This is a genomic window from Oleiphilus sp. HI0067 (assembly GCF_001635735.1).
The window spans coordinates 15,015-28,731 of the sequence record NZ_LWFI01000047.1 but is presented as its reverse complement, the minus strand read 5'-3'; the positions used below and the strand labels follow the sequence as shown (position 1 = coordinate 28,731).

The window sequence follows — 13,717 nt, the reverse complement described above, 5'->3', positions numbered from 1 at the left end:
TACTTTCTATTTCTTATTTGATGTGCGCTTATAAATTTGGGATGTCGCCAAAGAAACCTATTACGCTAGCGACTTGATCGTTATTGTCTATTTCGACGACATCAAAGCCTTTTAGTACCAGTTTGTCGCCTTGGTGAATTGCCCAGTGATAGCGTAAAAACCATGCTGTGCGTCCCAGCCGCTCGTTCGAGAATACACGGCATTGGGCAATTCAGTTTTTACTTTATGAACATTCAGTTCAAAGCCATCAATACCTGTCACATCGATCATCGGGTCGACAAAACGAATGTCCGGGTTTAGTGCGAGATCAAGATGCGCGCGTACTTTCGATGGGTCAGGTTCGTTCCACGCAGCAAGCATATGGTCAAGCGATTTAGGGTATGTCGACATAGTGATTCTCTTTTATTCTTATTCGAAAAATGTAGTGTCTTACAGTAGGCTTCATTTTGTATCATGCGAGCCTTAAGGTTCGCAATTGTGTATGCGGTCAATCTTGGCGTGTAGAGGTATGTGTGATGGAATTCTTTCCTTATACAGAGGGATATAAAGATGCGTGCTTGGCACTGTTCGATGCAAACTGCCCACAATATTTTGCTGAGAATGAACGTGCCGATTACGCGCAGTTTTTAGATCCTGTTCCTGATGGGTATCGCGTTGGCGTTATCAATGATGCTGTTACCGCAGCCTACGGCATGCGCGTTGATGAAATGACGGCAAGAGCCCGCATCGTTTGGATCATGGTTGCGCCGTCAAGTGCTGGCTCGGGTGTCGGCACGGAGATGATGAACAACGCAAAATCCTTTGCAGTGGAAGCGAGTGCGCCAGTCATCGATATTGCAGCAAGTCATTTATCGGCGCCATTTTTTGCCAAGCATGGTGCGGTTGTTCTGAGCGAAACTCAAGATGCCTGGGGGCAGGGCATGCATCGTGTCGATATGGAATTAGCACTCCCGAGTGGTTAGCGCTTCTGATTGAAAGTGGTCACAAGATAAATTAGATCTGAGTATTAAAAGAGTTATGTGTGAACTTCTGGCGATGAGCGCCAACGTCCCAACCGATATTTGTTTTAGTTTTACAGGATTGTTGCAGCGTGGCGGTGCGACTGGGCCGCATAAAGATGGTTGGGGTTTAGTGTTTTATGAGGCGAATGGCGTACGCGAGTTTAAAGATCATTTGCCTAGTTCAGAATCCTTGATTGCGCGCTTTCTTCAAACCTATCCAATTAAAAGTAATACGGTGGTTTCGCATATTCGCCAAGCTAATGTTGGTGAGGTGTCGTTGGCCAACACCCATCCATTTCAGCGCGAGCTATGGGGTAAGCCTTGGACCTTCGCACATAATGGTCAGCTTAAAGAATTCAGCCAGTTTGAACTGACACGTTTTCGCCCAGTTGGCTCCACCGATAGCGAGCATCTGTTCTGTTGGTTGATGGGGCAGTTAGACGAGCATTTCTCGTGCTGCCCGAGCTGGGAAGAGTGGGTGCCTTTTGTGCATCAGTGTTGTTTGAAAATTCACGAAGCCGGCATCGCAAATATCATACTGAGTAATGGCGATGCGCTCTTTACCTTCTGTTCTACCAAGCTCAGTTGGATTACCCGCCGTGCACCGTTTGGCGAAGCGAAACTTGCTGATACCGATGTCACCATCGACTTTTCAAATGAAACCAGTGAAAACGATGTAGTTAGTGTGGTTGCGACCGAACCGCTCACCGTGGATGAGACTTGGACCAAACTCGAACCGGGGAGTTGTTGTGTGTTTGTTGATGGAGAGTTAGTTGGATAGAAGGTTGTTCTGTCGAATGATTGCTAAGCACTCTTATCAACTTGCACATTAGCTAATCGTTATTGCTTCATTCTAATACGTCATTTCCGCGAAGGCGGAAATCCATTGTGTTGATCTTTGGTTTTTTGTAGAAAAATCCTAGTTTCTACTCTTCTTTTCCTGTCGGTGGCGACCGACTGCGCCCAAGGGTATTTGTCTCGCCAAACACCCTTGGATCCCAAAGGCGACCCGGATCGCTTGCGCGCTCGACGGGATAAATGCTTCGTTGTAGTTCCTCATAACTTGGTTTTTTCGTTGTTTTTCTTTTTGATATAACTAAATTACCGAAGTATAAGGTGAGTAAAAAGTCTGCATTGCATACTCTTGCACTCGGTTTTGCAGAGAAGAGTACTTTTCTTATGCAGATTCAAAAATAATAATTTTTAAGGAGTAGTAAATAGATGGATTTAGTCTATAAAAATGAGAAAAAACTCTTTGCCATTGCGGTTACCATTTCAGGGTTATTCTGGTTGGCGTTGGTGCTCGGGACTATTGGGATTGCTCTGATCTATTTTTTGTTTGGATATTTATTTTTCCTTTTTGCCCACTCAGCTTTTATCACACATATAAAAGGTACGGGGGTTAAAATAAGCCAGGAGCAATATCCTGATTTATATAAAAGTTTGGTAAATAGTTGTGAAAAAGTAGGGCTAGAAGTTATTCCTGATGCCTATTTACTTAGAACGGATTTCTTCAATGCCCTTGCGACTAGATTTTTAGGGAGGAATTTTGTCGTTTTATATACTGATGTAGTAGATGCGTTAGAAGATCAATCAAGTGCTGTAGATTTCTATATTGGGCATGAGTTAGGTCATATTCATCGCAATCACCTTTTGTGGAGTTTTTTCATACTTCCAAGTTCGATACTTCCCTTGCTGGGCGCAGCGTTAAGGCGAGCAGAGGAATATACTTGTGACCGTTATGGTGTAGCGTGTTGTCAATCTGAAGATGATATCAAGGCAGCAATTTCTGCTATTGCAGCAGGTGATACTCGCTGGAAGTCGATCAATGTTGATGCCTATTTAGCGCAAATATCCGAAACAAATGGTTTCTGGATGTCATTCAACGAATTAATAAGTGATTATCCTTGGTTAACCAAAAGAATGGCAGCTGCGTTGGCTATGAACGAGGGACGAGAGATCAATCATCCATCGCGCCATGCATTTGCTTGGTTTTTATCTCTGTTCGTACCTAGATTTGGCTCTGGTGGCGGTATGGTATCGTTGATGATTACTATTGCGATAGTTGGTATTTTGGCTGCCGTAGCAATACCTGCATATCAAGACTATGTACAAAAAGCTCGATATACAGAAGTTTATATAGATGCAGAAGCTGTGAGCAAAGAAGTAACAGAATATGCCGTGGTTAATCAAGCGTGGCCTGAGTCACTTCAAACATTGGGCTATTCAGAAAACTATATTTCTAATGCAACCCAAAGTTCACAAATTGCGATCTATGAAAATGGTGTTATAGGAGCTCAAGTTGGCATAAATGAAGAGGGGAAGGAACAATACATAGTTCTGGAACCTTATGTTGAAGAAGGAAATGTATATTGGAGTTGTTATGGAGAAAACTTACTAGTAAAGCATCTTCCTTCAGAATGCCAATAGGTTTTGACTATTCTTGATTAATAGCCGATCTAATCTATCGATCGGCTGTCTTCGCTGTTTTTAAGCAATAGAGCATTCCGTTAACAGCCTAATGGCTTTTCAAATATTACTCTTCCCCAAAAACCTCAAATATCCTCTCCCTCATCCATTGATGCGCACGATCATTCTCATGCCGTTGGGCCCAGTATAGGTGCCAGTCTAGCTTTGGAATGGCGAAGGGTAGTTCGAGTATTTGTAGTTCAGTGCCTTGTGTCAGGCTTTCAGGAATGGTGAGGAGCATGTCTGTTTGCGCGACGATTGGGCTCGCTGCGCGCGAGTGTTGAATACGTAGTTTAATTTCGCGTTGAAGACCTAATCGAGCAAGTACCGCATCAATTTGGCCACCTCCTTTTCGTCGACTCGATACATGAATATGCGCTTCTTTCATGTATTGATCGAGGCTCAGATCACCTTGAATGCGCGGATGTTCTGGGTGTGCGACGCATACATAACGGTCGTCAGCAATTGGCGTATTGACGAGATTGCTGTCGTTAATGATGGGTACATCAAGGGCAAAGTCGAGCTCACCGGCGCTGAACGCGCGCACCATATCGCTACGCGGAATACTGTAACTCTCGATTTGAATATTCGGGGCTTCTTTTTGAAGTACATGCATTAAGCGCGGTAATACATAGGCTTCTGATGTGTCGTTCATTGAGAAACGAAAAGTTCGCGTTGACTGCAATGGGTCAAAGGCATCATGTTCGTTGAGACTGCTTTGCAGTGAGGCGAGGGCCTCTCGTACGCGCTCAATGATGTTTTCAGTGAGCGGGGTAGGGACCATTTGCCCCGACTGGCGCACAAACAATTCGTCATTGAAATGCGCACGTAAGCGCGCAAGAGAATTACTGACTGCAGGCTGCGTAATATGAAGCACTTCTGCTGCTTTGGTGAGCTTGCGTTCGCTATAGATCGCATCGAGCACGATAAATAGGTTCATATCAATTTTGTTCAACAGCATCTGAGAAGCCTCAATATTTGACTTAGTATCACTAATTTTTATTTAACGATATAAATAAAATAAACTTCAATGATTTTATTTCGGTTTTTAAACTGCTTGCCACGTAAATAAGAATCACTGAAGGCAAAGAGCATGGATTTTGAGTATTCAGATCGCGTTAAAAAATTGATGAAAGAGGTGCAAACCTTTCTCGATAATTATCTTTATCCCATTGAAGACGAGCTCAACCGAGCCATTGAAGAAGGTGAAAATCGCTGGACCATTCCTCCTCAGATTGAAGAGCTAAAAGAGCTCGCGAAGAAGCAGGGTTTGTGGAACTTGTTTTTGCCTGAATCAGAATACGGTGCAGGTTTGACTAATCTTGAATACGCACCGCTTGCTGAAATTATGGGCCGCACGCGTTTTGGTTCTGAAGTCTTCAACTGTAGTGCGCCAGATACCGGCAATATGGAAGTGCTCGTGCGTTACGGCACTGAAGAGCAAAAGAAACAATGGCTTGAGCCTCTATTGGCGGGTGAGATCCGCTCTGGTTTTGCGATGACGGAGCCAGATGTAGCATCGAGTGATGCGACCAATATTGAAACTCGCATTGAACGTGATGGCGATGATTACGTCATCAATGGTCGTAAGTGGTATATCTCAGGTGCATGTGACCCGCGTTGTAAAATTCTGATCGTGATGGGTAAAACAGACCCTGACAACACCAACAAATATATTCAGCAGTCTCAGATTTTAGTCCCGATGGATACGCCCGGGGTGACTGTTGTTCGTCCAATGAAAGTATTTGGTAATGATGATGCGCCAGAAGGGCATGCAGAAATTACTTTTGAGAACGTTCGTGTACCGGCAAGCAATATGCTTTTGGGTGAAGGTCGTGGTTTTGAAATCGCGCAAGGTCGTTTAGGGCCGGGGCGTATTCACCACTGCATGCGTTTAGTGGGTGCTGCGCAACGTGCCTTTGAAATGATGTGCGCACGTGCTGAGTCGCGCACCGTTTTTGGTAAGACGATGAGCCGCCAAGGTTCTGTGCGCGAGAGTATCGCTAAGTCTTACTGTGAGATCGAGCAAGCGCGTTTGTTGACGCTAAAAGCCGCGGATCAAATGGATCGCGTTGGGAATAAAGGTGCTAAGGCGCTTATTTCAATGATCAAGATTGTTGCACCTCAAATGGCCTGCACGGTGATTGATCGCTCTATGCAAATCCACGGTGCAATGGGTTTAAGCCAAGACACCTTCTTGCCGCAAGCCTATCAAATGGCGCGTGTAATTAGATTGGCTGATGGTCCGGACGAAGTGCACATGATGCAGCTTGGTCGCGGCTTAGCCTCTGGCTACGCCATGCTGGCAAAGAAATAGGAGGCGAGCATGTCAGACGTCGATAGTTTAGATATTGAGCTTCTTGATCGCTATTTGAGTGAGCATATCGAGAGTTTCCATGGCTTAAAAAGCGCAGAGAAATTCTCAGGTGGCCAATCTAATCCAACCTTTAAATTGAGTGCGGCTAGTGGCGAGTATGTATTGCGTCGCCAGCCACCGGGTAAATTGCTGAAGTCAGCACATGCTGTAGACCGTGAGTATCGTGTTTATAAAGCGCTAGAAAATACGGATGTGCCGACGCCTAAGATGTATCACCTGTGTGAAGATCGCGAAGTGATTGGCTCGATGTTCTATGTGATGGAATATTGTGAGGGGCGCATTTTTTGGGATGCTGCATTACCAAAACTGGCATCTAACGAAGAACGCACACACGCGTATTCGCAAATGGGCAAAGTGCTCGCAGCGATACATTCAGTCGATGTTGAAGCGGTTGGCTTAGGTGATTATGGCAAACCGGGGAACTACTTCGAGCGCCAATTATCGCGCTGGACCAAGCAATATCGTGATTCAGAAACACAAAAAATTCCGGCAATGGATCAGCTGATTGAATGGCTCGAGAGCCATATTCCAGAGGATGATGGTCGTGTGTCGCTTGTGCATGGCGATTACCGTCTCGACAACATGATGTTTGCTCCGGATGAAGTCCGTGTAATAGCGGTGCTTGATTGGGAGCTTTCTACCTTGGGTCACCCTTTTGCTGATTTAGCGTATCAGTGCATGCAACTACGCATGCCAGCTAACGCTGGTGATATGAGTGGTCTCGCGGGTGCAGATCGTGGCGCGTTGGGTATTCCAACCGAAGCTGAGTATGTCGAGACTTATTGTGAAGCGATGGGCATTGAGAAAATTGACCATTGGGCCTTTTACCTCGCATTTAGTTATTTCCGTTTAGCGGCGATAGCGCAAGGTGTCGCGAAGCGTGCTTTGGATGGCAATGCTTCTAGTAAGCAGGCGAGTAAGGTGGGGGCCTACGTAGCCCCATTAGCGATGGGGGCTCTGCACGTTATCAAAACTGAGGGTTAGTTCTGAAATAGCTATTGCGATCACTTAAGCATTGTTAAAAATTCACTCAAAGTACTCATTTACTAGTCTGTAAACTCCGTCTTTTCGTGAATTTTTGCCTCGCCTAAGTTTCTCTCATAACGCTATTTAATCGGTGCTGTCGTCATTGCTGTGTTGTTTTGATCATTGGGAACGACGACATAATTTTCTAGCTTCTAGCGAACAAAAAAGAGAACAACAATGAAAGCAATTGTTTGTAATGAATTCGGTCCGATTTCGGATCTTGAGTACAAAGATATTGATGATCCAACACCGGGCAAAGGTCAGGTGCGAGTGAAAATTCTAGCCAGTGGTGTGAACTTTCCTGATGGCTTGTTAGTGCAAGGTTTATATCAAGTGCGTCCTGAGCTTCCGTTTGTTCCGGGCATGGAGTTTTGTGGCGAAGTTGTTGAGTTAGGCGAGGGTGTTAAGCATCTTAAAGTTGGCCAACGCTTAATCGGCTCTAGCCAGAAATATGGTGCTTTTGCAGAACAGGTGATCGTGAATGCCATGACGGTGTTACCTGTTACAGATGATGTTACGGATACCGATGCTGCAAACCTAATGTGCGCACACGGCACAGCACACCACGCACTCAAGCAGCGCGCTCATTTGAAGAAGGGCGAAACTCTTGTTGTTCTGGGCGCGGCAGGCGGAACGGGTATTGCGGCGGTGCAGATTGGTAAAGCAATGGGCGCGCGCGTAATTGCAGTTTGTTCGTCACAAGAAAAGCTAGAGATGGCAAAAGCGAATGGCGCAGATGAGCTGATTAATTACAGCGAAGAAGATCTTAAAGAGCGCATCAAAGAATTGACTAAAGGCAAAGGTGCGAATGTTGTTTATGACCCAGTTGGCGGGGAGGCATTTGCAGCCTGTTCTCGTGCAATGGCACGTAATGGCCGTTTATTGGTTGTAGGTTTTGCATCGGGCACTATCCCTGAATTGCCTGTTAATTTGGCACTCGTAAAAGAGTATTCCTTAGTTGGCGTATTTTGGGGTCAATTTGTTATGCACGAGCCTATGGTCTTTATGCAAAACATGCAGGAGCTATTTGCTTGGTATCGCGATGGCGTTGTTCGCCTTGAAACTGATGAAGTTTTCCCACTATCTCGTACTGGCGATGCGCTTGCGAAAGTGATGAATCGCGAAGTGAAAGGCAAGGTTGTGGTTGTTCCAGACGCGCTTTTGTAAGTCGGACCTAGGGTTTAACAAAATATTGGGGTCAGAGTAAAAGTACTCTGACCCTAGTTTAAGAATGTAGGAAATAGGATAAAAAAGATGGCTACTAACTTATTTAACCTGGAAGGCAAAATCGCCCTAGTTACTGGCGCAAGCCGCGGTATTGGTGAATCCATCGCCAAGCTGCTTGCAGAGCAGGGCGCTCACGTTATTGTGTCAAGCCGTAAGATTGATGATTGTCAGAGTGTGGCGGATGCGATTGGTGAAGCGGGTGGTTCTGCAGAGGCATGGGCTTGCCATGTTGGCGATATGGATCAAATTAAAGAGACCTTTGAGTACATTGGCAATAAGCACGGCAAGTTAGATATTTTGGTCAACAACGCGGCGGCTAACCCTTACTTTGGTCATATTCTTGATACCGATATTAGCGCTTACAACAAAACGGTTGATGTAAACATCCGTGGTTACTTCTTTATGTCTGCTGAGGCGGGCAAGTTGATGCGTAAAAACGGTGGAGGCGCAATCGTGAACACGGCATCTATCAATGGTCTTCAGCCGGGCATGATGCAGGGCATCTACTCGATTACTAAGGCTGCTGTTATAAATATGACCAAAGCGTTCGCGAAAGAGTGCGCTCCATTCAATATCCGAGTGAATGCTTTGCTTCCGGGTTTAACCAAAACAAAATTTGCAGGCGCTTTGTTTACCAATGAAAGCATGTACAAAGCGGCAATGCAGATGATTCCAATGCATCGTCATGCAGAACCAGATGAAATGGCTGGTACCGTTTTGTATCTCGTGAGTGATGCATCGAGCTATACCACAGGTGAATGCATTGTCGTCGATGGCGGCTTTACGATTTAAGGGAGATAGTAAGATGGATAAGCTTCTTGATTTTAATGGCAAAGTTGCCTTGATTACGGGTGCGGCAAGTGGTTTTGGCGCAGCACTTGCAATAGAGCTTGCTGAGCGTGGCGCAAAGCTAGTGATTGCCGATTACAACGCGGATGGTTTGGCTGAAACTGTCGAAAAAGTAAAAGCGCTTGGCGCAGAAGTAGCGAGTGCTGTTGGGAATGTTGCTGAAGAATCGCATGCTGAAGAGTTAGTTGCTTTGGCAAAGTCTACCTTTGGTGGTATGGATATTGCGGTAAACAATGCGGGTATTGCTCCGAAGTTGATGCCGTTTACGCAGATCGATGAGAAAACCTTGCAGCACCAATTGGATGTAAATCTAAAGGGCGTTGCTTTCGGTATGAAGCACCAGATGCGTATGATGGCTGGCCAAAAAGATGGGGCCATTCTAAACGTAGCATCAATGGCAGGTTTAGGCGCGACGCCAATGGGTGGTTCTTATGGTGCCGCGAAGCATGCTGTTGTAGGTATGACAAAAACGGCTGCTGTGGAAATGGGTGCAATGAATGTGCGAGTGAATGCGATTTGCCCATTCTTTACTTCAACGCCAATGGTGGATAACCCGATTCTTAATCCGAATGGTGATGAGAAAGAATTAAACAAGACGCTTGCGCGTGGTTGTCCGCTTAAGCGTATTGCGCGTGTTGAGGAAATCGTAAACGTGATGGTGATGATGTTGTCGCCAGCGAACACGTATATGAACGGAATAGCGGTTCCGGTCGATGGTGGTATGTCTGCTATGTAGTTAAATAGCTACTGTGATTGCTTAGGCCGTGTTGAAAGCTTGTTCGCTTTGCTCATTTACGTATATGTAAACTCCGCTATCTCACAAACTTTCGCTTTGCCTATGCTGCTCTCGTGACGCTATTCGGATACTGCGTGCATCATTTCCGCAGACAAGGTGAATCGCGAAGCGAGAGAGGGCGCCCTGGGGTGGACGGGAACCTACTGTTTTATAAAGAGGTAAATTCAGGATCACTTGGAGTGTTCCTGAATCATAAAAGAATTATTCGAGCGTTTATCGTCTCCCGTAAAGCGTTCTGCATACATAACAACTGGAGAAAAATAACATGTCAGATTCACGTGAGTATGACGTCATTATTTGGGGTGCGAGTAGCTTTACTGGCCGCTTAGTAGCCGAATTTTATTTAAGTACTTACGGCCTCAATGGCGAGCTTAAGTGGGCGATGGCTGGACGTAATCAAGCTAAGCTCGAGGAAGTTCGTGCAGGTCTAAATGATGGCCAAGGCACTAATGATATACCAATCCTAATTGCGGATAGTCACGACGAAGCTAGCTTGAAAGACTTAGTCAGTAAGACGAAAGTTATTTGTACGACTGTTGGTCCATATGCTTTGTATGGGAACGAGCTTGTTGCGGCTTGTGTTGAAGCCGGTACGGATTATTGTGACCTTGCTGGTGAAACGCAGTGGATTCGTCGAATGATCGATCAACACCATGAACGCGCTCAAGAAACTGGTGCGCGTATTATTCATTGTTGTGGCTTTGACTCTATTCCATCTGACTTGGGCACTTACTTTGTTCAGAACAAAGTGAAGGAGCTTAAAGGCGAATACGCGAAAGCGATCAAGGTTCGAGTGAAGTCAATGAAAGGTGGTGCGAGTGGTGGCACGATTGCAAGTATCAATAACGTGCTCGCTGAAGTAGCGGATGACAAAGAGCTCTTTAAGTTATTGAATAACCCGTACACTTTGAATCCTCGTGATGAGATGGGTGGCGACGATAAGCGCGATTTGCAAAGCGTGAAGTACGATGACGATGCAAAGAGCTTCCTTATGCCGTTCGTTATGGCAGCGATCAACACACGTGTGGTGCGTCGTAGCCACGCTTTGGCGGGTTTTCCTTATGGAAAAGATTTCACCTATGATGAAGCGATGCTGACTGGCGATGGCTTCTCTGGCCGTTTGAAAGCGATTACTGGTTTGGTTGGTCTCGGTGCAATGCTTGGCGGTAAGCCCGGTGGATTCTACAAAAAGATTACTGCTAAGTTTTTACCAGCACCGGGTGAGGGGCCATCTAAGGCAGAGCGCGAAGCTGGCTTCTGGAAGTATCTTGTGATCGCTAAAATGCGCGATGGCTCGATCGTGAAAGGATTTGTTAGTGGTGATCGTGATCCTGGTTACGGGTCTACCTCTAAAATGCTTGGTGAAGCGGCAGCGTGCTTAGCGCTTGATAAAGACAAGACAGCTAAAGTGGCAGGAATGCATACGCCATCAACTGCGATGGGGGATGTGTTGATTGAGAGATTAATCTCGAAAGCTGGACTTCAATTCGAAATCCATTCTTAGCTACTGCGATTGCTTAGGCTGTGTTGAAAGCTTGTTCGAAATACTCATTTACTTATATGTAAACTCCGTGTTCTCACAAACTTTCGCCCTGCCTAAGCTGCTCTCCTAACGCTAAGAAGCTGCGAGCTTTCGTTCATTTTCGTCGCGTCTTATCGTCGCTTGTGAGGTTAGGCGTTTCGTAAGCTGTGTTGAAAGCTTGTTCGCTTTACTCACTGGCTTTGCCAGAACGCACTTTAGTGCGGTCCGTAGGGCGAGCTACGCGAGTATTTACTTATATGTAAACTCCGTGTTCTCATAAACTTTCGCCTTGCCTAAGCTGCTCTCCTAACGCTAAGTAGCTGCGCGTTTTTATTTGTTTTTGCCTTATTCTAAATTCTTTATTGACCCAGCTTGGGTATGTCTTACTCGAACTTTTAAAGTTTTCGTATATCTAACCTCTTCTTTCAAAGGCTTTGTGTCTAATCTACGCATCTTCATAACGCGTAAGACATTTTGTCTTAGGTCTAAGTTGAATAAGGTAAATCAAGAGGTTTCGATGCGAAGTATATTCACTGTATTGGTGTTAAGTCTTGGTCTAGTGCTTACGGGGTGTAGCACCGGTAGTTGGCGAGACGCGAGCCGAGACTCTGCGAATTTATCTCCACTCCCCGGTGATTATTCTGATGCCATCGTGCAAGTTTACGCTGCAGATGCTTGGGGATGGCGAGGGATATTTGCAGTGCATACATGGATATCTGTTAAACCAAGCAATGCAGATCAATACACTGTCCTTGAAGTGATTGGCTGGCGCGCTCGATGGGGTGTGCCGGTTCTTCGCATAGAGAAAGACTTGCCTGATCGCTATTGGTTTGGGGCAAAGCCAGAGTTGGTATACGAAAAGCGTGGTGAGGGCGCTGATCAGCTCATCGAAGATATTCTTCGCGTTTCACGTGATTACCCTTGGGCAAATGAATATACCGTGTTCCCAGGTCCCAATAGCAATACCTATCCTGCATGGGTTGCTAGTCAAATCGAAGGCTTCGAATTAGATATGCCATTTAGAGCGATTGGCAGTGGCTGGGAGCCTTAACATCGATTTCTATGTGATTACGCGACTAGCTTAGAGCAAAATCCACCGCTGTTTCTGCATGAATAGCGGTGGTGTCAAAAAGCGTCACTTCCGTATCCTCTTGCTTCACCAACAATCCAATTTCTGTGCAACCTAAAATTACAGCCTGTGCACCTTGGGCCTGTAGTTTCTTTATGATATCTAAGTAACGCTCTTTGGATGACTCAAGCAGTTGGCCTTTGCAGAGTTCTTCGTAGATGATTCGGTGCACTTCAGCACGATCTTCCTCGTTAGGCGTAAGGACATCTAGCGAGAATTTGTCTTGTAATCGTCCTTTGTAGAAGTCTTGTTCCATGGTGAATGCGGTGCCAAGCAGACCTACTTTAATAATATTTGCGTTTAGAAGTGTTTGGCCTGTGGCATCAGCGATGTGTAGTAGTGATATGTTGATTTTTTCTTCGATAGTTGGAGCGACTTTATGCATAGTGTTGGTACAGATCAGCAGACAGTCGGCGCCAGCGGATTGGACATTTAATGAGGCTGATAACAAGATTTGCGCGCAGCTCTCCCAATCGTTTTGATGTTGTAAGTGCTCGATCTCTGCGAAGTCTACGCTCACCAAAACTATTTTGGCCGAGTGTAAACCGCCAAGCTTAGCTTTCACTCCTTCATTGATCGCTTTGTAGTAGCCTTGCGTACTTTCCCAACTCATGCCGCCGAGAAGGCCTATTGTTTTCATTTGTTGGACTCCGAGAAAATTGATCTGACAATCAAAACATATTTCGTCTAGGCTTGTCTTGAATTATGAAATGTAGGACTGAATGGTGACTAACGAGCTAGTACTTGTTGATGAGATGGGAAAGAAGTTAGGCCTTGCCGATAAGCTTGAGGCACATCAAAAAGGCTTGTTGCATTTGGCTTTCTCTCTAGTGGTCTATCGAGTTGTTGATGGTCAACGCGAGTACCTTCTCCAGAAACGTGCCGCGACTAAATACCATGGAGCAAACCTATGGAGTAATACCTGTTGTTCCCATCCTTTTGATGAAGAATTGCCAGCTGCGGCTGTTCAGCGCAGAGTCGGAGAAGAGCTTGGAATAACGCAAAAATTAGATCTTAAGGAATTAGAGCCTGTTTTGTATCGAACGGAAATGCAAAACGGTCTTATTGAACATGAGTATGACCATGTATTTGTTTCTAATGACACAATCTTCGACTTTGAGTTGAACCCTCAAGAAGTCAGTGAAACAGCATGGGTATTAGAATCGGATTTAAAGACTGATCTTGTGAAGAACCCAGGAAAATACACGCCTTGGTTACCCTTCGTTCTGGGTCGAATTCCTTCCTAAGTTTAAGTTGCGAGTACTTTTGCATTACTAAGAGCCTGTATTACACTTTGTGAAGTGGCGCACGTTTTAGTGCA

General features: G+C 45.4%; 14 protein-coding genes. 11 read left to right on the top strand and 3 right to left on the bottom strand.

What is annotated here, in order from left to right; genetic code table 11:
• Positions 1–111: 111 nt before the first annotated feature.
• Positions 112–390: a nuclear transport factor 2 family protein gene (locus tag A3739_RS00950; protein ID WP_068476145.1), complete on the bottom strand. Its 279-nt coding sequence runs from the start codon at positions 388–390 to the stop codon at positions 112–114.
• 125 nt (positions 391–515) lie between these two features.
• Between A3739_RS00950 and A3739_RS00945 the strand changes: the two genes are divergently transcribed.
• The 3 genes from A3739_RS00945 to A3739_RS31225 all read left to right on the top strand — a co-directional run bounded on the left by A3739_RS00945 (position 516) and on the right by A3739_RS31225 (position 3,431).
• On the top strand, positions 516–962 hold the full coding sequence (locus A3739_RS00945) for a GNAT family N-acetyltransferase (protein WP_068476144.1): 447 nt from the start codon (positions 516–518) through the stop codon (positions 960–962).
• Between the two features lie 55 nt (positions 963–1,017).
• Positions 1,018–1,782: a class II glutamine amidotransferase gene (locus A3739_RS00940; RefSeq protein WP_068476143.1), complete on the top strand. Its 765-nt coding sequence runs from the start codon at positions 1,018–1,020 to the stop codon at positions 1,780–1,782.
• A gap of 440 nt (positions 1,783–2,222) precedes the next feature.
• Positions 2,223–3,431 (top strand): M48 family metalloprotease, encoded by a 1,209-nt coding sequence (locus A3739_RS31225; protein ID WP_068476142.1) that lies wholly within the window; start codon positions 2,223–2,225, stop codon positions 3,429–3,431.
• Positions 3,432–3,537: 106 nt separating this feature from the next.
• On the opposite strand, the gene A3739_RS00930 is transcribed toward A3739_RS31225, so the two are convergent.
• Entirely contained in the window at positions 3,538–4,431 is an 894-nt protein-coding gene (locus A3739_RS00930) for a LysR family transcriptional regulator (protein WP_068476141.1), read from the bottom strand.
• A gap of 132 nt (positions 4,432–4,563) precedes the next feature.
• On the opposite strand from A3739_RS00930, the gene A3739_RS00925 reads away from it, so the two are divergent.
• The 7 genes from A3739_RS00925 to A3739_RS00895 all read left to right on the top strand — a co-directional run bounded on the left by A3739_RS00925 (position 4,564) and on the right by A3739_RS00895 (position 12,318).
• The gene (locus A3739_RS00925) at positions 4,564–5,787 is read left to right on the top strand and encodes an acyl-CoA dehydrogenase family protein (RefSeq protein WP_068476140.1); all 1,224 of its coding nucleotides are present in this window, start codon (positions 4,564–4,566) and stop codon (positions 5,785–5,787) included.
• 9 nt (positions 5,788–5,796) lie between these two features.
• Positions 5,797–6,831 (top strand): phosphotransferase family protein, encoded by a 1,035-nt coding sequence (locus tag A3739_RS00920; RefSeq protein ID WP_068476139.1) that lies wholly within the window; start codon positions 5,797–5,799, stop codon positions 6,829–6,831.
• 219 nt (positions 6,832–7,050) lie between these two features.
• Positions 7,051–8,040 (top strand): NADPH:quinone oxidoreductase family protein, encoded by a 990-nt coding sequence (locus A3739_RS00915; RefSeq protein ID WP_068476138.1) that lies wholly within the window; start codon positions 7,051–7,053, stop codon positions 8,038–8,040.
• A gap of 87 nt (positions 8,041–8,127) precedes the next feature.
• Positions 8,128–8,892, top strand: coding sequence for an SDR family oxidoreductase (locus A3739_RS00910; protein WP_068476137.1), 765 nt, complete (start codon positions 8,128–8,130; stop codon positions 8,890–8,892).
• A gap of 13 nt (positions 8,893–8,905) precedes the next feature.
• Entirely contained in the window at positions 8,906–9,685 is a 780-nt protein-coding gene (locus A3739_RS00905) for an SDR family NAD(P)-dependent oxidoreductase (RefSeq protein ID WP_068476136.1), read from the top strand.
• A 325-nt stretch (positions 9,686–10,010) separates the two neighbouring features.
• A complete protein-coding gene (locus A3739_RS00900) occupies positions 10,011–11,249 on the top strand; it encodes a trans-acting enoyl reductase family protein (protein ID WP_068476135.1) in 1,239 nt (412 codons plus the stop codon).
• A 535-nt stretch (positions 11,250–11,784) separates the two neighbouring features.
• Positions 11,785–12,318, top strand: a complete 534-nt coding sequence (locus A3739_RS00895) for a DUF3750 domain-containing protein (protein ID WP_068476134.1) — start codon at positions 11,785–11,787, stop codon at positions 12,316–12,318.
• A gap of 25 nt (positions 12,319–12,343) precedes the next feature.
• Here the strand turns inward: A3739_RS00895 and A3739_RS00890 are convergent, their stop codons facing one another.
• Positions 12,344–13,036, bottom strand: a complete 693-nt coding sequence (locus tag A3739_RS00890; RefSeq protein WP_068476133.1) for an aspartate/glutamate racemase family protein — start codon at positions 13,034–13,036, stop codon at positions 12,344–12,346.
• 82 nt (positions 13,037–13,118) lie between these two features.
• Between A3739_RS00890 and idi the strand changes: the two genes are divergently transcribed.
• Positions 13,119–13,643, top strand: coding sequence for an isopentenyl-diphosphate Delta-isomerase (idi, locus tag A3739_RS00885; RefSeq protein ID WP_068499812.1), 525 nt, complete (start codon positions 13,119–13,121; stop codon positions 13,641–13,643).
• Positions 13,644–13,717: the final 74 nt, after the last annotated feature.